Here is a 24,559-nt window from a genome sequence, read left to right on the forward strand (position 1 = left end):
GCTTCACCGTGCCCTCCACACGTGTCGCCCCCGGCGGCTTCCCCTCCGCCGGAAACCTCACGCACGTGCTCCACCGAGACTAACGGGACACGACGAGATTGTTGAGTTGACTTTTTCCTTGGCGGTCGATGGTCTTGTTGCTCCTCGGTGCCGGAGCGGAACCTGCGGCGGTGCCAGTTCCTCAGGTGGGATGAGGAGAAAGCGGCTCCGCCGCGTGGCCGGCGTGCTCGCTCGCCGTACCTAGCTTGCGTGGCTCACGACATCTCGCGCGAGATGTCGTTCAGTTGGCGAAGGAGCGATCTCACCTGCACCGACACGCGGGGCCGTCTTGGTGGGCCGGGCGCGCCGGGAGCCTGGGGCGTCTTTCTCGGGCTGAACGCCGTGAGGACGACTGGGTAGCGCTGACTCGCCCGGCCGGTCGTGTCCGGCGGCGCCTCGTGCCGGGTTGAGCAGCGGGTGGCGTCGTGGCGGTGGGGTGCGGCTGGGTCCTCCCGCGGCTTTCGAGCTGGGCCGGCGGGGGTGGTTGGTCAGGGATGATGAGGGCCCCGCCGGTGTCTAGTCAGGACTGGTCGTCTTCTTCGTGGGCCTTGCCGAGTTCGACCGAGCGGTCCCGGGCTGCTTCGATCGCGTCTATGAGCGCCGCGCGGACTCCGTGCTTCTCCAGTTCGCGGATGCCGGCGATCGTGGTGCCCGCCGGCGAGGTGACCGCTTCGCGGAGCGAGACCGGGTGGCCGCCGCCCTCGCGGAGCATGGCGGCTGCGCCGACCGCGGACTGGACGATCAGGTCGGCGGCCGTCGCGCGCGGGATGCCCAGCAGGATCCCGGCGTCGATCATGGCCTCGACCAGGTAGAAGAAGTAGGCCGGGCCCGACCCCGACAGCGCGGTCACCGCGTCCTGCTGGGTCTCCGGCACCCGGGCGACCTTGCCGACGCTGCCCAGCAACTCCTCGACCAGGTCCAGGTGGTGGTCCTCGGCGTGCGCCCCACCCGAGATGGCGGCCATGGCTTCGCCGACCAGCATCGGGGTGTTCGGCATGACCCGGACGACCGCCGTGCCCTCGGGCAGGCGCCGCTCGAAGAGCTTCGTCGGCAGGCCCGCGCACAGCGAGACGACCAGCTTCCCGCTCGGGATCTTCGGCGCCACCTCGTCCAGCAGCGCGTCGATGTCCTGCGGCTTGACCGCCACCACGATGACGTCCGCGCGCTCCACCGCCGTCGGCACGTCCACGTGCGAGATGCCGTAGGTCTTGGTCAGCTCCTCGGCACGGGTCGGGAAGCGCTCGGTGAAGAGCAGGTCGGACGGGGCTCGGCCGGCTTTGATCAAGCCCGAGAGCAGGGCTTCTCCGATCTTCCCGGCTCCGAGCACGGCGATGGTGGTCATGGAGCTCAGGGTGCCAGACCACGCTCCGTGGCGACCCCTCCCGTTGGCCCGACCTGGGAGTTACTGTGTCATGCACCACAGGTGGAGGGTTCTTCCACTCCCGTCACCCGAGCGACGCGGACGAGAAGCAGAGGAGCTTGGCCGATGTTGAGCACGATGAACGACGACCCCCTCTCGATCGCCCGGATCACCCGTCAGGGAGCGGGCCCGCACGGGGACTCCGCCGAAGTCGTGACCTGGACCGAGTCCGGCCCCAGGCGCAGCAGCTACGCGGAGGTGGGGCGGGAGGCAGCTCGTCTGGCGCACGCGCTGCGCGAGCTCGGCGTCACCGGGGACCAGCGGGTCGCCACGTTCATGTGGAACAACGCGGAGCACATGGCCGCCTACCTCGCGGTGCCGTCGATGGGGGCGGTGCTGCACACGCTCAACATCCGCCTGTTCCCCGAGCAGCTCGTCTACGTCGCCAACCACGCCGAAGACCACGTGGTGCTGGTCGACCACACCCTGCTCCCGCTGTTCGCCTCGCTGCTGCCGGAGATGAAGACCGTCCGGCACGCGGTCGTCGTCGGTGGCGACGCCTCGGCGCTCGAAGCCCCGCCCGGAGTCCAGGTGCACAGCTACGCCGACCTGCTGGCCGGGCGGCCAGACCAGTTCGACTGGCCCGAGCTGGACGAACGCTCCGCGGCAGCCATGTGCTACACCTCCGGGACCACCGCGAACCCGAAGGGCGTCGTCTACTCGCACCGCTCGATCTACCTGCACTCCATGCAGGTCTGCATGACCGACGGGATGAACCTCGCACAGCAGGACCGCGCCCTGGCCGTGGTGCCGATGTTCCACGCGATGTCGTGGGGCCTGCCCTACGCGGCGTTCATGGTCGGCGCGTCGATGATCATGCCGGACCGGTTCCTCCAGCCCGAGCCGCTGGTGGAGATGATCGCCGCCGAGCGGCCGACGATGGCCGCGGCCGTGCCGACGATCTGGCAAGGCGTGCTCACCGAGCTGGACAAGCGGCCGCGCGACATCTCCTCGCTCCACGAGGTCGTGGTCGGCGGAGCAGCGTGCCCCCCGGCGATGATGCGCACGTTCGAGGAGCAGCACGGCATCACCGTGGTCCACGCGTGGGGCATGACGGAGACCTCGCCGCTGGGCAGCCTCGCCCGGCCGCCCGCCGGTGTCACCGGTGAGGAACGCTGGGCCTACCGCGCGAGCCAGGGGCGGCTGCCGGCGTCGGTGGAGGGCAGGCTCGTCGGCGACGACGGCAACCTGCTGCCGTGGGACGGGCAGAGCGTGGGCGAGCTGGAGGTCCGCGGTCCGTGGGTGGCCAAGGCCTACTACGGCGACGACGACCCGGAGAAGTTCCACGACGGCTGGCTGCGCACCGGCGACGTCGGCTACCTGACCCCCGACGGCTTCCTGCACCTGACCGACCGGGCGAAGGACGTCATCAAGTCCGGTGGCGAGTGGATCTCCTCGGTGGAGCTGGAGAACCAGGTCATGTCGCACCCGGCCGTGGCGGAAGCGATGGTCATCGGTGTCCCGGACGAGAAGTGGTCGGAGCGCCCGCTGGTGGCGGTGGTGCTGCACGAGGGGAAGACCACCGACGCCGCCGAGCTCCGCGAGTTCTTGACCGGGAGGGTGGCCCACTGGCAGCTCCCGGAGTACTGGACGTTCATCACCGAAGCGCCGAAGACCAGCGTGGGCAAGTTCGACAAGAAGAGGCTGCGCAAGCAGCACGCCGACGGTGACCTCGACGTCGTCCGCCTCGCGTGACCTGGCTTCGAAGAACGCTCTGCGTGGCGGTGCCGCTAGCAGGTTCTGAGCGGCTCCGTGGACTCCGTGCGCCGCTCCCACGGCGTACTCGCCACGAAGCCGCTCAGAACCTGCAGCGGTGCGAGCTGAGTCCCCGACCTGGAGAAGCGGCTGCCGCCGCGGGCCGCCTGGAACGCTGCGGCGGCGGTGCTGGCTGAGTGCGTTCCAGCTCCTAGGCCTGTCCCCGGGTTGCGGGGGCGGGCTTCTGGTCAGTTGGGGGAGAGCGCGAGTTGGCGGGCCTGGCAGATCAGGCGGCCCACCGAGTCGATGACCTGCACGTCCTCGTCGAACCACTGGCCGTGCACGGCCCGGCAGTCGACCAGCATCCGCAACCAGCCGTTGGCCGGGTGGGCGCGCAGGTAGGCGGTGAGCTGGACCGTCGGGGCCCAGCCGAACCGGCCGAGGTTCAACGTGACCGGCACGGTCAGGTCGCCCGCCACCAGGCCGAACAGCAGGTCGGGCCGGCCGTCGCGCGGCTTGGCCCACATCCGGTACCGCGGTTCACCGGTGCCGCCGTTGAGGAACTCGGCGGTGCCCGGGTCGAGCCGCAGGTCGCAGACCTCGGCGAGGTGGAAGAACTTCGTCGACTGGCGGAGGTCGATGGCGTCCTGCGGCGGGTTGACCGGCATCGTCGGCAGGTCCGACCACGCCGGCTCGGCCGCGGGCATCCGCCCCGCGGTCACCGTCGCGTCGACGCACACCTGTCCGCGCTGCTCGAGCAGCGCGCGCACGACCGTGGTGGTCTTGCCGGTCTTGAGCGCGTTGAGCCGGATCAGCACCGGACCGACGCGCGGTGGCCGCAGGTACTGCGCGCTGATCGACAGCGGGTCCAGCCCCGTGCCGTCGCAGACGGCTCTGGTGACCAGCGCCAGCAGGTAACCGCCGTGCGGGTTGTCCCCGACGGCCCAGTCCGGGTGGAGGTTGGCGACGTAACTGCCGTCGCCGAGCGAGCGCACCGACGTGGCCGCGGAGAACGGATCCTGGACCTCGGTCACGTGGGATCCACCGGCCGAAAGCCCACTACGCGCAACGAGTTCATGATCGAGGATTCTAATGACCGCCACCGAAGTTGATCATCAGGCGTCGGTTGGCCGCTCGACGAGCAGGTCCGAGGGACCGCGTGCGAGCAGCGCCCGGCCTTTCCGGGTCCTCACCAGCGCCTGCGCGAGGTGGCCACGCCTAGGCTCCGAGCGGTTCCAGGTGGAGGCGGGCGAAGAGCAGCGCCTCGGCGAGGACCTCGGCCCGCTGCTGCGGGTTCCGGGCCTTGCGGGTGTTGACCTCCAGCACCACCGACCCGTCGTAGCCGTCGGCGGCCAGGGCCTCGCAGACCTCGGCGCACGGCTGGCTGCCCTGGCCGGGCAGCAGGTGCTCGTCGCGGGACGCCCCGGTGCCGTCGGCGAGGTGCACGTGCGCCAGCCCGTCCTTCATCCGTTTGAGCAGTTCGATGGCGTCCACGTGCGCGGCCGCGGCGTGCGAGACGTCCAGCGTGTAGTTGCGGAAGCCCACGTCAGTCGGGTCTGGGGACGGCTTGAAGGCGGAGAGCCCGCCGTTGCTCCTGCCCCCGGCGACCCGGCCCGCGCGCAGCCGGTTCAGCGAGTTCGGCGGGCGCAGCGGGAACATGTTCTCCACCGCGACCTTGATGCCGCTGGTCTCCTCGAGCTCCTCGACCAGCTCCGGGAACGCCTCGGCGTAGCGGCGCTGCCACCGGAACGGCGGGTGCACCACGACCGTCGAGGCACCCAGGTCCTCGGCCACCACGACCGCCTTGCGCAGCCGCTCCTCGGGCTCCGGCGACCAGACCCGCTGGGTGATCAGCAGGCAGGGCGCGTGCACCGCGAGCACCGGGACACCGTGCTGCTCGGAGAGGCGGTTCAAGGCCTTGACGTCCTGGCTGACCGCGTCGGCCCAGACCATCACCTCGACCCCGTCGAAACCGAGGTCCGCGGCCATCTCGAACGCCGCGCGCGCTGGTTGCGGCCACACCGAAGCGCTGGACAGCCCCACCGGTATCCGGCCGGGGGTGTCCTGTCGCTCAAGCCGCGCTGGTTGTCCAGTCATGTCGGTCCCAGCATGACCGACGGTTCCCAGCGGGTTGCGCGGCGGTGGGGCTTGCGGACGTGCACATCACCTGTCCGGGCCAACACCGGGACCTCTCATTGGTTGATCAGCAGCAGCGCCGCGGGCGACACCGTGCAGAACAACCCGACCAGCACCGACAGCAGGATCGTCTGCAGGTCGTTGGTGCGGAAGAACTTCCACGCGACCAGCACCAGCAGCCCGGTGAACACCAGCGCGGCGCCGAACGCGGCGATCGTCGCGTTGATCCACAACCAGCGGAAACCGATCCACACGGCGCCTCCGCCGATCAGACCGGCCACGCCCTGCAGCGCCAGCGTGCCCCACTCCTTGCCCGGTGACGGCGGACGGTCGGCCTCGTCCGGGTCGTAGTCCGCTTCCAGGCCAGCGGGCACCGAACGGTCGTAGTCCTCGTCGTAGGACTGGTCGTACGGCTCGTCGTAGCTCGGCTCGGGGTCGTCGTAGGACTCGAAGTCGTAGGGGTCGGCGTGCAGGTCGCCCTGCGCCGGGTAGGCCTGCTGGTCGACGCCGCCGTCGATGCGGGGCAGCTGCTCGGTGAAGCCTTCCGGCAGCTGCTGCGGACCGGCGGGCGCCACGGGCGGACCGGCCGGACGCGCGGGCGGTGTCGGCAGCGCGGGCTGCCGGACCGTCGCCTCGGCGTCGCCGCTCGGCGCGGACGGCGCCGGCGGTCCGGCGGGCGGCGACTGGCCGGACGGCCCACCTGCCGGACTGCCGAAGCGCTGCGCCCAGTAGCCGCCACCGGCCGGCGGCCCGGACTCGGCCGGCGGTTCGGGGGCCGGGCGCGCAGGCGGCTGCGCGGGAGCCTGCGGAGGCGACGGCGGTGGTGGTGGTGCGGGCTGCTGCGCCTGCTGGGGCTGCTGCGCCGCCGGCTGCCCGGTCGGTGGCGAGGGCGGTGGGGAGGGCGGTGGGGAAGCCGGCGGAGTAGACGGCTGCTGCGCGCTGGGTGCCGCGCCGCCCTGCCTGCGGCTCGGCGGCGCTTCCTCGTCCGGCTTGACCGGGCGCATCGTGCCGCTGTCCGACAGGACCCGGTTGATGATCTCCTGCGGTGCCGTTTCGGTCGGGTCCTCGGCCTTCCTGCGCCGGCGCCGGGAACCCTTCTCAGAGCCGCCGCCGTACTCGGCGAGCAGCTCAGCAACGGTGCGCTGGGTGGGCTGGTCGCCCCCGCTTTCCCGACTCATCGTTCCCACCGTGCCGCGTGCCAGGGTTGGAGTCCAGTTCCGTCCACCGGTACCTCGGTTCCATTCCGTGTCGGGCCGGACGCATTCTCCTGCGCCGGCACGAGCCCGTCCGTGCCCCCCGCACGCACCGGAACGCCGCTCTTGAAGGCAGTGTGACTACCTCCGTTGGTGTGGTCCAGCCGCCGAAGGATGACTCCCTCGCGCAGCGCCCACGGACAGATGTCGAGCTCGGTGACCTCGAGCGCCTTCATCGCCGCTTCCGCGACCAACGCCCCGCCGACGAGCTGGTGCGACCGCGCCGAGCTCACCCCGTCGAGCGCCGCCAGGTCACCGGCCGACATGCGCGTGATGAACGCCAGCAGCTGCCGCAGACCCGTGTCGGTCAGCTTCCGCGGCACGCGCGGACCGGCCGAGGCGGGCGCAGCACCGGTCAGCCTGGCGAGCGAGCGGAACGTCTTGGAGGTCGCCACCACGCGGTCCGGCCTGGCGAGCTTGCGGAACTTCTTCGCCGTCGGCGCCAGCTGGCCCGACAGCCACTCGCGCGCCTTCTTGATCTCGTCCTGCTTGGGCGGGTCGTGGAGCATCGTGCGACTCATCCGGCCGGCCCCCAGCGGCAGCGAGACCGCCAGGTCCGGCTGCTCGTCGATGCCCAGCGCCATCTCCAGCGACCCACCACCGATGTCGAGCAGCAGCAGGTTGCCGGCCGACCAGCCGTACCAGCGGCGAGCCGCGAGGAAGGTGTAGCGGGCCTCGTCCTCGCCCGGCAGCACCTCCAGGGCGACCCCGGTCTCGGCGTGCAAGCGCTCCAGGACCTCCACCGCGTTGGCGGCGTCCCGGATCGCCGAGGTGGCGAAGGCCATCAGCTCTTCGCAGCCGGCCGCGACCGCCGCTTCTTGGGCGTCGGCGACCGTCCGGACCAGTTCGTCGGCGTCGTCGTCGGAGAGCCGGCCGTCGTGGGCGCCGATCCGCTCGGCGAGCCGCATCACGGTCTTGTCCGATGTCATCGGGGTCGGATGCGCACCGCGGTGCGCGTCCACCACGAGCAGGTGGACGGTGTTGGATCCGACGTCGAGGACCCCTAGGCGCATGACCGACAAGTTACCGGCTGCGCACGCGACCAGGCCGCAGGTGGGCGGGCAACTGCGTCCCGGGGCACTCCCGCCACGCCCGTCACCAGGTCAGCAGCCCCTCGGGGATGCGACTGGTCACACACCGAGGGCTCAAGCCTCGAACTTGTAACCGAGACCACGCACGGTGATCAGGTAGCTCGGATCCGCTGGGTCGGGTTCGACCTTCGAGCGAAGCCGCTTGACGTGCACGTCGAGGGTCTTGGTGTCGCCGACGTAGTCGGCTCCCCAGACCCGGTCGATGAGCTGACCGCGGGTGAGCACCCGGCCGACGTTGCGCAGCAGGTACTCGAGCAGGTCGAACTCCTTGAGCGGGAGGTTCACCTCTTCGCCGTCCACGGTCACGACGTGGCGCTCGACGTCCATCCGCACCGGTCCGGCCGCCAGGGCCTGCGGCTGCAGCTCCTCGGCGGTCTCGCCGCGGCGGCGCAGCACCGCGCGCACCCGCGCGATGAGCTCGCGCGCCGAGTAGGGCTTGGTCACGTAGTCGTCGGCGCCGAGCTCGAGGCCGACGACCTTGTCGATCTCGCTGTCCCGCGCGGTCACCATGATCACCGGGACGCCCGACCGCTGGCGCAGCTGCTTGCACACGTCGGTGCCGCTCATCCCTGGCAGCATCAGGTCCAGCAGCACGATGTCCGCGCCGTTGCGGTCGAACTCGTCGAGGGCGTCGGTGCCGTTGGTCGCGACGGCGGCCGTGAAGCCCTCCTTGCGGAGCATGTAGGCCAGGGGGTCGGCGAAGGACTCCTCGTCCTCCACGATCAACACTCTGGTCACCGAATTCCTCCCGTTTCGACGGTCGTCACGCCGTCCGCACTCTCGGTGGTGGTCCGCGCGGCCTGTGCCGCCCGATCGGGTTCGGGGCTCGCCTCGCCCTCGCCGGACTCGCCGACGCCGTGCCGGGGCACGCGGATGGTGAAGGTGGAGCCGGTTCCCGGCCTGCTCCACAACTTGACCTCACCCCCGTGGTTCGCGGCGACGTGCTTGACGATGGCCAGCCCCAAGCCGGTACCGCCGGTGGCCCGCGAACGCGCGGGGTCCACCCGGAAGAAGCGCTCGAACACCCGCTCGTGGTGCTCGGGCTCGATCCCGATGCCGCGGTCGGTGACCGCGATCTCGACGTAGTCCTCCGACAGCCGGCGCGAGATCGACACCGGGCTGCCGTGCGGCGAGTAGTTGATCGCGTTGGTGATCAGGTTGGACAGCGCTGTGACCAGCAGCGCCCGGTCGCCCTCCAGCAGGTACCCGGAGGGGCCGTCGACGGCGATCTCTATCCCCGCGGACTCCGCGGCCAGCCGGGAGCGGCCCAGGGCCTCCTCGACCACCTCGTCGACCTCGACGGTGGTGAGCTCCGGCAGCCGTTCCGCGCCCTGCAGGCGCGACAGCGCGATCAGCTCGGAGACGAGCGTCCCCAGGCGGGTCGACTCGTGCAGGATCTTGGTGGAGAACCGCCGCACCTCGTCCGGGTCCTCGGCGGAGTCCAGCAGCGCCTCGGCCAGCAGCGCGAGCGCACCCACCGGCGTCTTGAGCTCGTGGCTGACGTTGGCCACGAAGTCGCGCCGGGTCGCTTCCAGCCGCACCGAATCGGACTGGTCGGCGGCGTCCACGACGGCGAAGCCGTCACCCAGCGGCCGGACGTCGGCGAGGACAGCGGCCGGACCGCGTCCGGCCAGCGCCGCTCGCCCGTCGAGCGGTCCGAGGTCGACGGTGACCACTTCACCGGTCTGCACGGCCTGCTCCGCGGCCGTCTGCGCCCGGGGGTCGGCCCGGTACTCGTGGATCACGCCGAGCTCGGCCGCACGCGGGTTGTGCAGGACCACGTCACCGAAGCGGTTGAGCACCACGACTCCGTTGGTGCTGGTGTGCACCAGGCGCTGCAGGAGTTCGGCAACGGTCGGGCCCTGAGGCCGGGAGGTGCGGTAGGACCGGGTTCCCCTCGCGACCAAGAACCCGATGGCCGCGCCCAGCAGGAGCGCGGCGATGATCAGGGCGGTGTAGCCCGAAGTGGTCACACCTGCATCGTAAGCGGGCGCGGGTGGGGCAGGGCCAGTCCGCGTGGGCGTTCCGTGACGCCCGTGACACGAATCGGGCGCTTCTTCACCCGCGGTTCATCACCTGATCGGAGGCGGTTCAGCTACTGGCCGGACTCCGATCGCGCTGCGTTCCTCGAGCGGGCGATCTTTCGCCACCGCTCACCCACGTGAGCGACGCGTGGAGGGCACCGCCGGTTCGCGCGGGGCGCCCTCCACAGCGCCGGGCTCAGCGGCCCTGGTTCGCCACGGCGGCGGCTGCTTCCGCAGCGGCCTCCGGGTCCAGGTAGGTGCCGCCCGGGTTGATCGGCGCGAAGTTCTCGTCCAGGTCGTAGCGCAGCGGGATGCCGGTGGGGATGTTCAGCCCCGCGATCTTCTCGTCGGAGATGCCGTCGAGGTGCTTGACCAGGGCGCGCAGCGAGTTGCCGTGCGCGGCCACCAGCACCGTCTTGCCGGCCTTCAGGTCAGGCACGATCGCCGATTCCCAGTACGGCAGCAGCCGGGCCACCACGTCCTTGAGGCACTCGGTGCGCGGCATCTCGGCACCGAGGTCGGCGTAGCGCGGGTCGGTGTCCTGGCTGAACTCGCTGCCGAGCTCGATCTCGGGCGGCGGCGTGTCGTAGGAGCGGCGCCAGAGCATGAACTGCTCCTCGCCGTAGGCCTCCAGCGTCTGCTTCTTGTTCTTGCCCTGCAGAGCGCCGTAGTGGCGCTCGTTGAGCCGCCAGTCGCGCTTGACCGGGATCCAGTGGCGGTCGGCGACGTCGAGGGCGATGTTCGCGGTGGAGATCGCGCGCCGCAGCAGCGAGGTGTGCAGCACGTCCGGCAGCGCACCCGCCTCGCGCAGGAGCTCACCGCCGCGCTTGGCCTCGGCCTGGCCCTTGTCCGACAGCGGGACGTCCACCCAACCGGTGAACAGGTTCTCGGCGTTCCACGTGCTCTCACCGTGCCGCAGCAGCACCAAAGTCGAAGTCATGGCACCAGGCTATCCGCACCGCTTCGCAGGACAGCGGGGTTGTGCGCTTCACCCGACGGTTACGGGATCACTGCCCGGCTGTGACACGATGGTGTCGGCCATCACTTTCCGTCGCAGCTCTGGCCCTCACGACGCCGCGTGCTCTAGTTTTCTTGGCGAACATCACACGAATGGAGTAATGCGGCGGCCTTGTGGCGGCTACGTAACTCTGCGAAGTTGACAAGCGCTCTCCTTGATCGGCTCCCACGCACTCCCCGATCTCGCGAGAGCACGAGCGCGGTTCAGCTCCCCCAACGAGCCGCGCCCCGCCGGGCTCAGGGTGCCCCCCGCCCTCCAAGCCCGTCAGGCGGGACCACCGTGGTGGGGCGGCTCGAGCTCGTGACTCCCCCTCTCTCCCGAGCCGCCCCTCCCGGTCCCTTCTTCGTGTGGCCTCCGGTCGCCCTGCTGAGCGGTGCGGGTGGCGGAACCCGAGCGGCCCTCCGGCTCCCGGCGACACCCCTTGAGCACCTCGGGTGCGCGGCGTCACGGCGTGCTCGCCACAGCGCCGCTCGGAACACGCGGCGGTGCCAGTTGCTCTGGTCGGGTGCTGAGGAAGCGGCTTCGCCGCTTGCCTGGCGGACCTGGCCTGGTCCCCCTCGTCAGTCCTCTTCCACCAGTTGCTTGAAGGGTTGGAGGTTGGCGAGGGACTCCCCTCTGGAGGTACGCCAGGCCCATTCCCTCCTGATGGCCGTGGCGAAGCCGAGCTCGAGGAGGGTGTTGAAGTCGCCGTCCGCGGCTTCCAGCACCTGGCCGAGGATCCTGTCCAGCTCCTCCGAGGTCACCGCATCGCGGTTGACCCGCCCGATCAGGTAGATGTCGCCGGCCTTGTCGATCGTGTAGTGGACGCCGTAGAGCTTGGCGTTGCGCCGCAGCAGGTAGGCGTAGACGTTCTCGTGGTTCTCATCCGGCTGCCGGCAGACGAAGGCCTCGATGAGCAGAGCGTGCTCGGCCACGATGAGCCAGCAGTTGGTCTGCAGCTTCTTGGTGCCCGGGAGCGTGACGAAGAAGCGACCGCCTCCCTTGTCCTGGTAGGTGAGCTCGTTGCTCTCCAAAGTGGACGTGATCACCTGCTCCGGGGTCACGCCGTCACCTCCTCGATCCGCAGACTCCTGTTGAACGCCAGTTTGGCCTGCGCGTACGCCTCCAGCAGCGATTCGGTGGTGCGCGCCCAGGAGAAGGTAGCCGCGTGCTCGCGCGCGTGGCTCGCCAACCGGTCCCGCAACGCCCGGTCCAGCACCACCGAGCTCAGCGCGTCGGCCCACTGCTCGGTGCGGTGGCCGTCGACCAGCAGGCCCGACACGCCGTCGCGAACGGCGACCGGCAGTCCACCGACGGCCGCGGCGACCACGGGCGTCCCGCACGCCTGCGCCTCCAGGGCCACCAGCCCGAAGGACTCGTTGTGGCTGGGCACGGCGACCACGTCCGCGGCCCGGTAGACCTGCGCCAGCTCCTGCCCGCCGCGCGGCGGCAGGAACCGCACCACGTCCTCGACGCCCAGGTCCACGGCCAGCTGGTGCAGGGCGCGCGGCCGCTCCAACCCGCTCCCCGACGGCCCGCCGACGACGAGCACGACCAGCCGCGCGCGCAGTTCAGGACGGCGGCGCAGCAGCTCGGCGGCGGCGCGCAGCAGCACGTCGGGCGCCTTCAGCGGCTGGATCCGGCCGATGAACGCCAGCACCAGCGCGTCGGCGGGCGCACCCAGCTCGGCCCGCGCTGCAGCGGTGCTTCCCGGGGTGAAGGCCTCCAGGTCCACGCCGGGGGGGATGGTCGCCACCGCGTCCGGGTCGGCCTCGTAGCGGTCGATGAGGTCGGTGGCCTCGAACTCGGTGTTGGCCACGAGCATGTCGGCCTGGTCGACGACCTGCTCCTCGCCGAGCACCCGCACCCGCGGTTCCGGCGAATCGCCCTCGGCGAGGTTGGCGTTCTTCACCTTGGCCAGGGTGTGCGCGGTGTGCACCAGCGGCACGCCCCAGCGCTCACGGGCCAGCCAGCCCACCTGGCCGGACAGCCAGTAGTGCGAGTGCACGAGGTCGTAGTACCCGGGCTCGTGGCGGGCCTCCACCCGCAGCGCGCCGGCGGCGAACGCGCACATCTGCGAGGGCAGGTCGTTCTTGTCCAGCCCCTCGAACGGGCCGGCCACGACGTTGCGGACCAGCACGCCAGGGGCCAGTTCCGCGATCGGTGGGACGTCCGAGGAGGTGGCGCGGGTGAAGATCTCCACCTCGGTGCCGAGTTCGGCGAGCCGCCGGGAGGTCTGGGCGATGTAGACGTTCATCCCACCTGCGTCGCCGGTGCCGGGCTGCTCGAGCGGGGAGGTGTGCAACGAGAAGACGGCGGCGCGGCGCGGCCGCATCCGCAAGGTCCTGGAAGTCATCTGCTGCCCATCGCAAGCCAGTGGGCCCGATCTCTTCGAACCCGCTCAACCCCGACACCGCACGCCGCCGGAACATTCCCGTCACCGTCCCGACACCTCGGAGCCGGCTCCGACGCTACCGCCGAAGAGCACGGGAAATAGCCACTCCACCGATCCTCGGTGGCTTCCATCACAACGCCGACTCCCCCGGGTGCGCGCAAGGCCGGTGCACCGCCCGAGATCCGTCGGGCGTCTCGCCACGAGCGCCGAATCGTCACTCGACACCTGGCATTCCGCGCGAAGGCCGCTGAGCGGAGGGCCTCACACGCCGAGCGGTTGGGACTGCGGGTTGAGGTGGACGTCGAGCTCGGAGAAGACGTCGCCGATCGGTGTCGCGTAGCCGACCGCTCCGCCCTCGTCACCCGCGACGTGCAGGCCCAGCACCCGGCCCGCCCCGTCGAGCACCGCGGCACCCGAATCACCCGGGCCGCAGAAGCGCGGCCGCTCGGTGGCGATGCGGATCTGCTCGCGCAGCACCCGGACCCCCAGGGCGGCGCCGTGGTCGACGCGGATCGTGGCGTCCACTGAGGTCACGAAGCCCTCGGTGAGGCCGGTGCCGAAGCCGTGCTTGCGCACCGGCTCTCCCGGGTAAGCACGCGCGTGACCGGTCACCGGGCCCAGGCCACCGACCTCCGGCGAGGCGGGCAGGCCCGGGACGATGCTGACGGCTGCGGCGTCCACTCGGCCCGACAGCGCGGCCCGCGCCAACTCGGCGTGCACCGTGCCGGTGTCCGGGTCGACCATCCGGTCGCCCACCGACCAGGCGTCGTCCAAGCACCCGACGTCGAAGGTCGTCAGACCCATCGGTTCAGCCGCATCGCTGGCCACGAGCACCCCGAGGGTGCCGATGCGCCGGTACGCGCCCGAGCCCAACCGGACCGCACGGCAGGGAGCCAGGCCGCTGCCGCCGCGCACCGCCCGGAGCGGGCAGCCCGCGCTGCTGCCGTCGGACCCGACGGCCCGCGGCCACTGCAGCGGTTCGTCGTGCGCCCGGTGGATGTGCTGCAGGACGGGCTGCTCCTCGACCACGTCGGTGGGGATGCCGAACACCTCGGAGGGGACGCACGCGTCGCGCTCGAGGGCCTCGCGCGGCCGCTTGGCGACGACCGACACGACGATGACCTGCTCGCGGAGGCGACCGCCCGCGCGCGTCCGGCAGCCGATGTCCACACCCGTCACACCGGGCAGGTCCAGCAGCTGGTCCTCGACCGCGCGCTTGATCGGGCGGATGACCGCCCGATCCCGAAGTTCCCTGATGCTCAACATGGTGGCCCCCTCCACCTCGTCCATTCAACACCCAGGGTTATCGGTTAGTCACTGGGAGTCACCTGGATGGCCGCCGCTCAGAGCGCGCAGTCGACCATCACGGGCTCGGGGACGAGGGCCACGCCGAAGGCGGAGCGGACGCCGTCACGCACCTCGCGGGCGAGTTCCAGCAGGTCCGCGGTAGCGGCGCCGCCCCGGTTGGTCAGCGCGAGCGTGTGCTTGCCGGACAGCGCGACCCGCCCACCCGGGCCCTGGTGGCCCTTGGTGAAGCCGGCGCGCTCGATCAGCCAGGCCGCGGACAGCTTGCTGCCGCTCTCCGCCGGGTACTGCGGGATCCGCTGGTCGGCGCCCACGCCCTCGGCGATGCACGCGAGGACGTCCGGCAGCTCGGCCTCGGGGATGATCGGGTTGGTGAAGAACGAGCCCGCGCTCCAGGTGTCGTGGTCGGTCGGGTCGAGCACCATGCCCTTGCCGCGCCGCAGCTCCAGCACCGCCTTCCGCACCTCGGCCGCGCCGACCCGCTCACCCGGTTCGACGTCCAGCGCGCGGGCGAGCTCGCCGTAGCGGATCGGCGCCGACAAGCCGCTGTCGTGCAACCGGAACCGCGCGCGCAGCACGACCGCCGCGTCGCTGTGCTTGAGGACGCTGCTGCGGTAGGTGAGTCCCAGGTCCGCGGCTTGCACGGTCCGCACCCGGCCGGTGCGGCGGTCCAGCAGGTCCACCGAGACCAGCAGGTCGGAGATCTCCACGCCGTAGGCGCCGACGTTCTGCACCGGGGTCGCACCAGCAAGACCGGGGATCCCGGACAAGCACTCCAGCCCGCCCAGGCCCTGCGCCACCGCGTCGGCGACCACGTCGTCCCAGTCCTCGCCCGCCTCGGCGGTGAGCTGCACGACCCCGTCCCCGAGGTTGTCGTACTCGCGACCCTTGGTGGCGATGCGCACGACATGCCCGGCGAAGCCCTCGTCGGCGACGACCAGGTTCGACCCGCCGCCGAGCACCAGCAGCCGGTGCCCGCCCTCGTCGGCCGCGCGGACCGCGTCGACCAGCTCGTCGTCGGTGGCGGCCACCACCAGCCCGGTCGCCGGCCCGCCGAGCCGCAGGGTCGTGAACTCGGCCAGCGGAGAACCACCGCCCGGCCGTTCACCTGGCAGGGCAGTGTTGTCGCGCACGTCTCCGGCACCGGACGTAGAAGGACTCACGACTGCCAAAGGTAACCTCCGCTGCATGGCACGCCGCATCGAGCACCGCAGCACCTCCGAACGGCCCGCCGTCGAGGTGTACCGGGCGCTGATCGACTCCGAGTACCTCACGGCCCGGCTGGAGGAGCTCGGCGGGTCGACCGCGACCCTGCTGCAGCACGTGCCGACCGACGCCGGGGCCCGCTTCCAGACCCGGCAGGGCGTCCCGGTGGACAAGCTCCCGTCGCTGGCGCGCACGGTCGTCGGCGGTGACCTGCTCATCGATCGCAGCGAGTCCTGGCGGCGCGAGGAGGAGGGCCACTACACCGGCGAGATCGCGGCCGAGATCGCCGGCGCCCCGTGCTCGATCACCGGCTCGATGTGGTTGCGCGACCTCGTCGACCCGACCGGCCCAGCCGTCAGCGAGCTCGTCGTGGAGGGCACGGTCAAGGTCAACGTCCCCTTCGTCGGGAGCAAGGCCGAAGACCTCGTCGCCGAGCAGGTGCAGAAGATGCTCGTCGAGGAGGACCACTTCACAGCCGCCTGGCTGGCCAAGCACGCCTGAGCCCGGTGCGGAGTTCGCTGTGCGCAGCGGTGCCGGTGGCAGGCCCACACCTGAAGCCGCGGCTTCGGCCGCTCACCTGAACAGCGCGGCCGTGCGGGACTCGGTTTCGGAGTCCGCGGGGCCGCCTCACCCTCCACCCGGCCCCTCCCCTGACAGGCTCCCGCCGCGATGAACGTTCCGAAGAAGCGCAACCCGAGGCTGGCCGCCGGGCGTGCCCGCGCGATGGGCATGCCCACCCGCGGCACCACGAACCCGAACCGGTTGCGCCGCGTCGACCGCTGGATCGCGGCCACCCCGTGGGTGGCCCGCGCGGTCAGCGCCTCTGGCAACCCGGTGGTCATCGACCTCGGCTACGGCGCGACCCCGACGACCACGGTCGAGCTCGCGCAGCGGCTCGGCGGTCTGCACCCGCAGCTGCGGGTGGTGGGCCTGGAGATCGATCCCGAGCGGGTCGCCGCGGGCAAGGCGGTGGCCGACCCGCCGAGGCTGGAGTTCCGGCGCGGCGGTTTCGAACTCGCCGGGCTCGCCGCGGGCATCCGCGACTTCCGAGGTCCCACGTTGGTCCGCGCGCTCAACGTGCTGCGCCAGTACACCGAGCCGGAGGCCTGGAAGGCGTGGGACGAGCTGTGCTCCCGGCTCGCCCCGGACGGCCTGTTGGTGGAGGGGACCTGCGACGAGATCGGCCGCCGCTGCTGCTGGGTGACGCTCGACCGGGGAGGCCCGCGCACGCTGACCCTCGCCTGCCTGCCCTCGGACCTCGACAAGCCCTCGGACCTCGCCGAACGGCTGCCGAAGACGCTGATCCACCGCAACGTGCCCGGTGAGCGGATCCACGCGCTGCTCACCGAGCTCGACGCCTGCTGGGCGAACGCGGCCCCGCTGGCCACCTTCGGCCCCCGGGCCCGCTGGGCCCACGCCGCGCGGCTGTTCGCCGAGCGGTGGCCGGTCCTCGACCGCCACCCGCGCTGGCGGCTCGGCGAGCTCACCGTCCCCTGGGCCTCGGTCGCCCCGGACCTCTGAGACCACCGATCACAACGTCGCCGGTGGGTAGCAGGGGCGCGGGTGACACGGTGGTGGCAGTGGTTCACGCGTCGTCGGTGCAGCCCCTTTAATGGGGGCATGGATCGCGACTTCCACCTCAAGGCTTTCCAGGAGCAGGGCGACGCCTTCCGGCGTGCGGTCCAGCAGGCCGGACCGGATGTCGAGGTGCCCTCGTGCCCGGGTTGGGACGTCCGGCAGCTGACCGGCCACCTCGCCCGTTCCTACGCGCGAGCGCGGCTGTCGCTGCAGGTCGAGCCGGGTGGCTTCCGGCCGGAAGCGCCTGAGGCCCCAGCGGATTTCGACGCCGCTCTGTCCTGGTGGGACGAACTGCGCTCGGGACTGCTCACCGAGCTGTCCACGATGGACCCCGATCGTCCGGTGTGGGCGATCTTCGACGGTGGCACTCCGACGACGTGGGCGAGGCGGGTCGCGCACGAGACCGCGATCCACCGGCTCGACGCCGAACTCGCCCTCGGGCAGGGCGGGGACCTGGTCTTCGACCCGGAGCTGGCGGCCGACGGCATCGACGAGCTGCTGGTCACGCTGCTGCCGCTCGGCGACTGGAGCTCCCACCAGCACTCCGGAACCGTGCTGTACCACGCGGCCGACGCGGGTCGCGCGTGGTTGGTGACCTACCGGCCCGGCGGGGCCCCCGTCATCGGCGGGCCCGCGGACGCGGGCCTGGAGACCGACGGGACCGTCGCAGGCACCGCCGACGCGCTCTACCGCCGCGTGTGGGGGCGGCCCAGCACGGCCCTCGTCACCGGCGACCACGCGCTCGCCGATGTCGCGGCCGGACGCTGAAGGAACCCACCCCACCTGCGACAATCATGGTCGTGAGCTCTTCCGAACGCCGCTTCGTCATCAGCCTCGGCTGCCCCGACCAGACCGGGATCGTCGCCCGGGTCTCCGGATTCCTGGCCGAGTTCGGCGGTTGGATCGTCGAAGCCGGCCACCACACCGACACCACGACCGGGTGGTTCTTCACCCGCCTGGAGGTGCGTGCCGACTCGCTGCCGTTCGGCGTCGACGAGCTGCGCAACCGCTTCGCCGGGGTGGCCGCGGACCTCAGCGACCGGGCCGAGTGGCGGATCTGGGACACCGATGAGCGGCGCCGCGTCGTCGTGCTGGTGTCGAAGGAGGCGCACTGCCTGCACGACCTGCTCGGCCGCGTCGGGTCGGGAGAGCTCGACGTCGAGCTGTGCGCGGTGATCGGCAACCACCCGGAGCTCGGGCCGATCACCGAGGCGCACGGCATCCCGTTCCACCACGTGCCCTTCAGCAAGGACCCCGAGGCCAAGGCCGACGCGTTCGAGCAGGTCCGGGTGCTGGCCGAGAAGCACGACCCGCACGCGATCGTGCTCGCACGGTTCATGCAGGTGCTGCCGCCGGAGCTGTGCGAGCGGTGGGCGGGCAAGGCGATCAACATCCACCACAGCTTCCTGCCGTCGTTCGCCGGTGCCCGGCCGTACCACCAGGCCTACGAGCGCGGCGTGAAGCTGATCGGCGCGACCTGCCACTACGTGACGGCCGAGCTCGACGCCGGGCCGATCATCGAGCAGGGCGTGATCCGGGTCGACCACACCGACGACGTCTCCGACATGGTCCGCAAGGGGCGGGACATCGAGAAGATGGTCCTCGCACGAGGACTGCGCGCGCACGTCGAGGACCGCGTCCTGGTCCACGGCAAGCGCACCGTCGTGTTCTGAGCCCCGGCTGGACCGCCCGGCGGTTCAGCGGGCGAGGTCGTCGAGGACTTCCGCGTGCGGGAGGCGGGGGAGGACGTCCGCCGGGGTGATGATCTTGCTCCGGCGCAGGCCGCTGCCCACCACCACCGCGCTCGCCTCGGTCACCCGGGCGTCGACGAGGACCGGCCACGAGTCCGGCAGCCCGAACGGGGTGATCCCGCCGTACTCCATGCCGGTGAGCTCGACCGCCTCGTCCATCGGGGCGAAGGACGCCTTGCGGACGTCGAGGCGGCGCTTGACCACGCCGTTGACGTCGGCGCGGGTGGTGGCCAGCACGACGCACGCCGCGTAGCGGACCTCACCGGACCGCTTGCCGGCGACGACCACGCAGTTCGCCGACAGCTCCAGCGGCGAGCCGTACTTGTCGCAGAACGCGGCGGTGTCGGCCAGCTCGGGGTCGATCTCGGTGACGCCGATGCGATCGTCGCCGAGCGCGCGCACGGACTGCTCGACCGGATCGGCGAGCAGGTCGAGACGCTCCAGCGCCGTCGTGACTTCCAGCTTCCCCGCAGCCGCGGACCAATCGAAACCCATGGCCAGCACGATAGAACGCTCAGCGCAGGAAGTCCGTCAGCAGGTCCCGGAGCACCTTGCGGTGGGTGAGCATCGGGGCTTGCGAATCCAGCAGCTCCAGGCGCGCTCCGCGGAAGGCGGCCGCGGTCGCCTTCGCGACCGTCGCCGGGTGCATGGGGTCGTGGGTGGCGCCGATGACCACGACCTGCGCGGTGGCTTCCGCCAGCCGGCTCGCGTCGTGCACAGGGACCTGCTCGGGCAGCTCGTGCAGGGCGTCGGAGAGCCGGGACAGGGCGTGGGCGCGCTGCTCGAGGTGATCACCGACCTCGACGCCCGCCGGGACCTCGGCGGCCAACGCCTCGTGCAGGCTCGCTCCACCGTCTTCGGCGGCGACCGCGGCGGCCAGCCGCTCGTAGGCGTGGGCTGCAGCGGGTTCGCGCGGCCGGTCGAGGGCCGCGGGCAGCAGCAGGGCGAGGCGCTGGAACCGGTCGGGGTGCTCGGCGGCGATGCGGGTCAACGCGCCCGCGCCGAGCGAGACGCCGACCGCCTGCGTCGCCTCGACCTCGTCGGCGACGGCCAGCACGTCGGCGGCCACGGAGCCGTAGTTCCAGTAACCGTCCGGGGCGTCGGGCGCGGAGCCGTGGCCGGGCAAGGTCACCACGACGCGGGTGCCGCGGAGCCCGGACGCGGGGATGCGGGCCTCGCCTTCGGTCGCGCCGAGACCGTGCACGACGAGCGTCACCGGGGTGCCGCTGCCGAGCACCCGCCACCGAGCGCGCACTACCAGGACCGCCCCTGGACTTCCTTCACCTTGGGGCGGACGTCGACGATGTAGACCAGCGAGGCGACCAGACCGGCGATCCAGATGATCCCGTACGGACCCCGCGTGTCGAGGATCAGCAGGAGCGCGGCGGCACCGGTGATCCCCATCCAGGCCAGCTTGTTCAACTTGTCCGCGGCCGTGAAGGCGTCCGCGCGCTGCAGCGCGGCGTGCACGAACGCGAACACACCGACCGGGATGCACGCGATCCAGATGATCGTCAGGATCCACCAGTACAGCGGCATTCCGCTCGAGAAACCCACGCTCCCACCTTACGTGCTCGTCATCGCGGAAGGCACCCGCCTCCGCACGCGTCCGGTCCCGGCACCTCGACGGGTACCGGGACCGGTCTTGATCGCGGTGATCAGCTACCGCTGGTCTTGCTGCCGCCGGTCGACTTCCGGGTGGTGGTCGTCTTGGAGGTCGTCGACTTCGCGGCCGGGGTGGTCTCGGCCGCGGCCGGCTTCGTGGTCGAGGCAGCGGGCTTCGCAGCGCTGGCCGGCTTCGTGGTGGCGGCCGGCTTGGAGGCGGTCCGCTGCTCGGAGCCGGAGCCGGAGCCGGAGCCGGAGGTGGAGGTGGAGGTGGAGGTCGAGCCGGAGGTGGAGGTGGTGGAGTTGGAGGTGGACGTCTGCGCCTTCGCGGGCTCGGACTTGGTGGTCTGCTCCTCCTTGCCGAAGGTGCGGGTGACCCTGCCCAGCACGTCGTCGGCCAGGCCGCGCACGTCACCGACCGTGTCCTCGACCCGCTCCTGCGCGGTGCCGACCTGCTCGCGGACCCGCTTCAGCTGCGCGGAGTCCTGCAGCTTCTTGTAGGTCTCCTCGCCGTGCTGGGTGAGCTGGTCGTAGAGCTTCCGCGCCGACTCGCCGTAGGTCTCCAGCTGCTTGCGCACCTCGGACGGGTCGAGCTTGGCCTTGAACTCGTTGAAGTCCTTGGGCAGGTCGGCCTTGGCGGTCTCGGTGCGCTCGCTGAACTGCGTGCGGAACTTGTGGACGGCGTCCAACACGGCTTGCGCGGCGAGGTCACCGGCGCCGAGGGCGGCCAGCAGCGGGGTCCGAGCCTGGTCGACGCCTTCCTTGAAGGCCTTGTTGACGTCGTCGGTCTTGGGGAAAGCCGGCATCGTGGTTCACTCCTCGGGTTGGTGGGTGTCCCCGTCCTCCGCGGCGTCCTGCTCGCGCCGGAACGAGGAGTAGATCTCCAGGAGCGCTTGCTTCTGCCGCTCGCTGAGCTCCGGGTCGGCGAGGATCGCGTCGACCACGGGCCCGGACTCGCGGCTTTCCAGGATTCCGGCCTGCACGTAGAGCGCCTCGGCGGAAATCCGCAGCCCCTTGGCGATCTGCTGCAGGATCTCCGCGCTCGGCTTGCGCAGGCCGCGCTCCACCTGGCTCAGATACGGGTTGGACACTCCGGCGAGCTTCGCCAGCTGTCGCAACGAGATCTGCGCGTTGTTGCGTTGGGTCCGGATGTAGCTCCCGAGGTCGCTGACCGCCTGGTTCACAGCTTTGGGGACGGCCTTGTCCATGCGTTCCATCGGGACCCCTCCGGTTCTACAACCCACCATAGCCAGGAGTGCTAGCTATTGCAAGCACTCAGCTAACACCCTGTGCCGCTCGGCGGACACCCTACTGAGCTGCACACATGCAGAAGGGGTGTCCTTCGGGATCGGCGTAGACGCGGAACTTCGCGTCGAGCTGGTCCGGTGGCTGCGGCAACTGCACCGCGCCGGCGGCGGTCGCCCGCTCGTGACCCTCGTCGAGGGTGGCGACCCGGACGTCGAGGTGCGCCATCTGCGGCACCTCCCGATCGGGCCACGTCGGCGCCCGGTGCTCCGGGTCGAGCTGGAAGGCCAGCGGGGCGCCGCCGGCCGGGTCGGCGAGCTCGACCCAGCTCTCCTCGGAAGCCGGCTCGTCGATCTGCCAGCCCAGCAACCTCCCGTAGAACTCGGCGAGCCGACGCGGGTCCGCGCAGTCGATCGCGTACGCCGCGAGCTTCAAAGCACTCATCGCACTCTCTCCCCACCGGTGTCAGCGATTCGGCGGTTACTAACCACCAAAAGGCATAATGCTGGTCACAGGGGTCGGCCGCAACCCCCTACTGGCTTACGATGGTGTCTGTGAACAGCAGAGCTGTCGCTCCGGAAGTGGACCGTGCGTCTGTGCTGGAGGCGGTCGAACTCGACTTCGACCACGACATCGAGCTAGTCCTGGCCTTCCTGAACACCTGCGACGCCGAGAAGGGCACCGAAGTCCTCGACGATCCCGGTCGCTGGCAGAGCTGGTGCACCGAACGCGGCCTGGTCGTGGTCCCCGAAGTCGAAGCGGCCCGCGAAATCCGCGACACGATGCGGTCGGCGGTGACCTACGGGATGCGCCCCTCGGGTTTGGCGAACACGACGTGGCCGGTGCAGGTGCAGCTGCGCAACGGCATCCCCTCGCTGGTCGGGGTGGATGCCCTGGGCAGCGTGCTCGTGGCCGCGGCGCGGCTGGTGCACACCGAGCACTGGGATCGGATCAAGATCTGCCCGGCCGAGGACTGCCTGTGGGCCTTCTACGACCGTTCCCGCAACAGATCGAGGACGTGGTGCTCGATGCGCGTGTGCGGGAACCGGGAGAAGGCCCGTTCATGGCGTGAGCGCCACACGACGGCGTAGGCCTCTCGGGGCTCGCTGCGAGGCGGTGCCGTTGGCAGACACCCCCGGAAGGGAGAGGACAGCGGCTCCGCGGACCCGCGCGCCACTCCTGGGGCGCGCCGGTGCACGGCGTCCGGCGCGCGCCACGAAGCCGCTCTGACCCGTGGCGGTTGCCGGTTGAGGCCCGCACCGGGAACGGCGGCTCCCGCCTCGACCACGCGGTGGTGCGAGCCGGGGCCCGCACCTGAAGCAGCGATCACCGCCGACGTCCGCCCCTCCAGCCGGTGAGGCCGGGTTCGCCCGCCGATGTCGGCGTCGCGCGTGCGCGGTGCAGGGTTGGGCTCTCCGGGGTCGGCGCTGCGGTCAGAGCAGGAGTTCTGCGATCGAGTAGATCGCGAGGCCTGCCAGGGCGCCGACGACGGTGCCGTTGATGCGGATGAACTGCAGGTCCCGGCCGACCTGCAGCTCGATCTTGCGCGAGGTCTCCTGGGCGTCCCAGCGCTCGACGGTGTCGGTGATCAGCGTGGTCAGCTCGTCGCGGTAGTTCGACACGACGTAGGTGACCGCGCCTTCGACCCACCCGTCGACCTTGCCCTGCAGCTCGGGTTCGGTGTGCAACCGGGCACCGAGCGAGCGGAGACCGTCGCGCACGCGCACGCGGAGCTCGCTGGAGGGGTCCTCGGCGGCGTCGAGCAGCATCTTCTTCGCCGTGCCCCAGGCCGAGGAGACCAGGTTCTGCACCTCGGGGTGCTCCAGCACCTGGTGCTTGATCTGCTCGGCCTTGGCCATCGTCTTCTCGTCGTGCTGCAGGTCGTGGGCGAACTCGATGAGGAAGCGGTCCACGGCCTGGCGCATCGGGTGCTCTTGGTCGGTCCGCACCGCCCAGGCGAAGGACAGCACCTCGGCGTAGACCTTGTCGGCGAGCATCGCGTCGACGAACTTCGGTGACCACGACGGTGCGCGCTGGCTGACCACCCGCAGCACGGTCTCGTGGTTGTCGCGCACCCAGTCGTAGGCGCGGTCGCAGATCAGGTCGACGAGCTTGTGGTGCGAGCCGTCGTGGAACACCTGCCCCAGGATTCGCCCCAGCGGGGGCGCCCACTGCTGGTTGACCAGCTTGCGCACCACGCCGTGCTCGACGATCGCCTGCACGTCCTCGTCCCGGAGCACCTGCACCGCACCGCGCACGGCCGTGGCGAGCTCGGAGGTGACCCGCTCGGCGTGGTCCGCATCGTCGAGCCAGAGGCCGAGGCGGCGGCTGATGGCCGCGCTGCGCAGCTTGTCCCGCACCACGTTCTCGGCCAGGAAGTTGGTGCCCACGAAGTCACCGAGGCTGCGGCCGATGGTGTCCTTGCGGGTCGGGATGATCGCCGTGTGCGGGATCGGCAGGCCCAGCGGCCGCCGGAACAGCGCGGTCACCGCGAACCAGTCCGCCAGCGCACCGACCATGCCCGCCTCGGCGGCGGCTCGGACGTAGCCCACCCAAGCGCCCGCGCCGGCGTTCTCCTGCCAGCGCGCGAAGAAGTACACCGCCGTCGCCACCAGCAGGAACGCGGTGGCCACGGCCTTCATCCGCCGCAGGCTCCGGCGCTTTTCCGAGTCGGGAACCGATGTGGTCTGCACGCGTCGATTGTTGCAGCGTTTCCGGACACGACGGGGCGAACGCGACGACGTGACCTGCCCAACAGCGTCGCCGTCCACTCCCCGGGAGCCTCAAAACGCTGGTCACCCCCGTCGTTCGGTGTACTA

25 protein-coding genes are annotated in these 24,559 nt (G+C 71.2%); 6 read left to right on the forward strand and 19 right to left on the reverse strand.

Annotated elements, in window-relative coordinates; all coding sequences use genetic code 11:
* Nucleotides 1-559 precede the first annotated feature (559 nt).
* A complete protein-coding gene (gene proC, locus EIL87_RS25890) occupies nt 560-1,381 on the reverse strand; it encodes a pyrroline-5-carboxylate reductase (protein ID WP_125093165.1) in 822 nt (273 codons plus the stop codon).
* A gap of 144 nt (nt 1,382-1,525) precedes the next feature.
* Here proC and EIL87_RS25895 point away from each other — a divergent pair, with 144 nt between their 5' ends.
* Nucleotides 1,526-3,154 carry a long-chain fatty acid--CoA ligase gene (locus EIL87_RS25895; protein ID WP_125093166.1) on the forward strand — a complete coding sequence of 543 codons (1,629 nt, stop codon included), beginning with the start codon at nt 1,526-1,528 and terminating at the stop codon, nt 3,152-3,154.
* A gap of 248 nt (nt 3,155-3,402) precedes the next feature.
* On the opposite strand, the gene EIL87_RS25900 is transcribed toward EIL87_RS25895, so the two are convergent.
* From EIL87_RS25900 to EIL87_RS25950, 11 genes are all read right to left on the reverse strand, one after another.
* Complete coding sequence (locus EIL87_RS25900) at nt 3,403-4,188, reverse strand: thioesterase family protein (protein ID WP_125093167.1); 786 nt, start codon at nt 4,186-4,188, stop codon at nt 3,403-3,405.
* Between the two features lie 184 nt (nt 4,189-4,372).
* Nucleotides 4,373-5,251, reverse strand: a complete 879-nt coding sequence (locus tag EIL87_RS25905) for a sugar phosphate isomerase/epimerase family protein (protein WP_125093168.1) — start codon at nt 5,249-5,251, stop codon at nt 4,373-4,375.
* Between the two features lie 95 nt (nt 5,252-5,346).
* Nucleotides 5,347-6,468 (reverse strand): chromosomal replication initiator protein DnaA, encoded by a 1,122-nt coding sequence (locus tag EIL87_RS25910; RefSeq protein WP_125093169.1) that lies wholly within the window; start codon nt 6,466-6,468, stop codon nt 5,347-5,349.
* Complete coding sequence (locus EIL87_RS25915) at nt 6,465-7,556, reverse strand: Ppx/GppA phosphatase family protein (protein WP_125093170.1); 1,092 nt, start codon at nt 7,554-7,556, stop codon at nt 6,465-6,467. The genes EIL87_RS25910 and EIL87_RS25915 overlap by 4 nt, the downstream gene beginning before the upstream one ends.
* 132 nt (nt 7,557-7,688) lie before the next feature.
* Nucleotides 7,689-8,372, reverse strand: coding sequence for a response regulator transcription factor (locus EIL87_RS25920; protein WP_125093171.1), 684 nt, complete (start codon nt 8,370-8,372; stop codon nt 7,689-7,691).
* Complete coding sequence (locus tag EIL87_RS25925; RefSeq protein WP_125093172.1) at nt 8,369-9,607, reverse strand: sensor histidine kinase; 1,239 nt, start codon at nt 9,605-9,607, stop codon at nt 8,369-8,371. Before EIL87_RS25925 ends, EIL87_RS25920 begins: the two co-directional genes overlap by 4 nt.
* Before the next feature lie 247 nt (nt 9,608-9,854).
* A complete protein-coding gene (locus tag EIL87_RS25930) occupies nt 9,855-10,598 on the reverse strand; it encodes a phosphoglyceromutase (RefSeq protein ID WP_125093173.1) in 744 nt (247 codons plus the stop codon).
* Between the two features lie 638 nt (nt 10,599-11,236).
* Complete coding sequence (locus EIL87_RS25935; protein WP_125093174.1) at nt 11,237-11,719, reverse strand: type III secretion system chaperone family protein; 483 nt, start codon at nt 11,717-11,719, stop codon at nt 11,237-11,239.
* On the reverse strand, nt 11,716-13,011 hold the full coding sequence (gene mshA, locus EIL87_RS25940) for a D-inositol-3-phosphate glycosyltransferase (RefSeq protein ID WP_125093175.1): 1,296 nt from the start codon (nt 13,009-13,011) through the stop codon (nt 11,716-11,718). Before mshA ends, EIL87_RS25935 begins: the two co-directional genes overlap by 4 nt.
* Nucleotides 13,012-13,311: 300 nt before the next feature.
* Nucleotides 13,312-14,316, reverse strand: a complete 1,005-nt coding sequence (locus EIL87_RS25945) for a chymotrypsin family serine protease (protein ID WP_125093176.1) — start codon at nt 14,314-14,316, stop codon at nt 13,312-13,314.
* A gap of 77 nt (nt 14,317-14,393) precedes the next feature.
* On the reverse strand, nt 14,394-15,557 hold the full coding sequence (locus tag EIL87_RS25950; protein WP_125093177.1) for a UDP-N-acetylmuramate dehydrogenase: 1,164 nt from the start codon (nt 15,555-15,557) through the stop codon (nt 14,394-14,396).
* On the opposite strand from EIL87_RS25950, the gene EIL87_RS25955 reads away from it, so the two are divergent.
* From EIL87_RS25955 to purU, 4 genes are all read left to right on the forward strand, one after another.
* Nucleotides 15,544-16,062 (forward strand): DUF2505 domain-containing protein, encoded by a 519-nt coding sequence (locus tag EIL87_RS25955; protein WP_125093178.1) that lies wholly within the window; start codon nt 15,544-15,546, stop codon nt 16,060-16,062. The genes EIL87_RS25950 and EIL87_RS25955 overlap by 14 nt on opposite strands.
* 168 nt (nt 16,063-16,230) lie before the next feature.
* Nucleotides 16,231-17,082: a methyltransferase domain-containing protein gene (locus EIL87_RS25960; RefSeq protein WP_125093179.1), complete on the forward strand. Its 852-nt coding sequence runs from the start codon at nt 16,231-16,233 to the stop codon at nt 17,080-17,082.
* Between the two features lie 99 nt (nt 17,083-17,181).
* Nucleotides 17,182-17,907 (forward strand): maleylpyruvate isomerase family mycothiol-dependent enzyme, encoded by a 726-nt coding sequence (locus EIL87_RS25965; protein WP_125093180.1) that lies wholly within the window; start codon nt 17,182-17,184, stop codon nt 17,905-17,907.
* A gap of 26 nt (nt 17,908-17,933) precedes the next feature.
* Nucleotides 17,934-18,812, forward strand: coding sequence for a formyltetrahydrofolate deformylase (purU, locus tag EIL87_RS25970; protein ID WP_125093181.1), 879 nt, complete (start codon nt 17,934-17,936; stop codon nt 18,810-18,812).
* 24 nt (nt 18,813-18,836) lie between these two features.
* On the opposite strand, the gene EIL87_RS25975 is transcribed toward purU, so the two are convergent.
* The 6 genes from EIL87_RS25975 to EIL87_RS26000 all read right to left on the reverse strand — a co-directional run bounded on the left by EIL87_RS25975 (nt 18,837) and on the right by EIL87_RS26000 (nt 22,184).
* The gene (locus EIL87_RS25975) at nt 18,837-19,385 is read right to left on the reverse strand and encodes a YbaK/EbsC family protein (protein WP_125093182.1); all 549 of its coding nucleotides are present in this window, start codon (nt 19,383-19,385) and stop codon (nt 18,837-18,839) included.
* Between the two features lie 19 nt (nt 19,386-19,404).
* Nucleotides 19,405-20,145 carry an alpha/beta fold hydrolase gene (locus EIL87_RS25980; RefSeq protein WP_125093183.1) on the reverse strand — a complete coding sequence of 247 codons (741 nt, stop codon included), beginning with the start codon at nt 20,143-20,145 and terminating at the stop codon, nt 19,405-19,407.
* The gene (locus EIL87_RS25985; protein WP_125093364.1) at nt 20,145-20,429 is read right to left on the reverse strand and encodes a DUF2516 family protein; all 285 of its coding nucleotides are present in this window, start codon (nt 20,427-20,429) and stop codon (nt 20,145-20,147) included. The genes EIL87_RS25980 and EIL87_RS25985 overlap by 1 nt, the downstream gene beginning before the upstream one ends.
* A gap of 119 nt (nt 20,430-20,548) precedes the next feature.
* On the reverse strand, nt 20,549-21,301 hold the full coding sequence (locus tag EIL87_RS25990; RefSeq protein WP_125093184.1) for a hypothetical protein: 753 nt from the start codon (nt 21,299-21,301) through the stop codon (nt 20,549-20,551).
* Nucleotides 21,302-21,307: 6 nt separating this feature from the next.
* Complete coding sequence (locus tag EIL87_RS25995) at nt 21,308-21,712, reverse strand: helix-turn-helix domain-containing protein (protein ID WP_125093185.1); 405 nt, start codon at nt 21,710-21,712, stop codon at nt 21,308-21,310.
* Between the two features lie 91 nt (nt 21,713-21,803).
* On the reverse strand, nt 21,804-22,184 hold the full coding sequence (locus EIL87_RS26000) for a VOC family protein (protein ID WP_125093186.1): 381 nt from the start codon (nt 22,182-22,184) through the stop codon (nt 21,804-21,806).
* A gap of 101 nt (nt 22,185-22,285) precedes the next feature.
* Between EIL87_RS26000 and EIL87_RS26005 the strand changes: the two genes are divergently transcribed.
* Complete coding sequence (locus EIL87_RS26005; protein WP_125093187.1) at nt 22,286-22,831, forward strand: CGNR zinc finger domain-containing protein; 546 nt, start codon at nt 22,286-22,288, stop codon at nt 22,829-22,831.
* A 342-nt stretch (nt 22,832-23,173) separates the two neighbouring features.
* Here EIL87_RS26005 and EIL87_RS26010 read toward each other — a convergent pair whose 3' ends face one another.
* A complete protein-coding gene (locus EIL87_RS26010) occupies nt 23,174-24,382 on the reverse strand; it encodes a DUF445 domain-containing protein (protein WP_125093365.1) in 1,209 nt (402 codons plus the stop codon).
* Nucleotides 24,383-24,559: the final 177 nt, after the last annotated feature.

Origin of the sequence: Saccharopolyspora rhizosphaerae (genome assembly GCF_003931915.1) — a bacterium.
GTDB classification, from domain to species: Bacteria; Actinomycetota; Actinomycetes; order Mycobacteriales; family Pseudonocardiaceae; genus Saccharopolyspora; species Saccharopolyspora rhizosphaerae.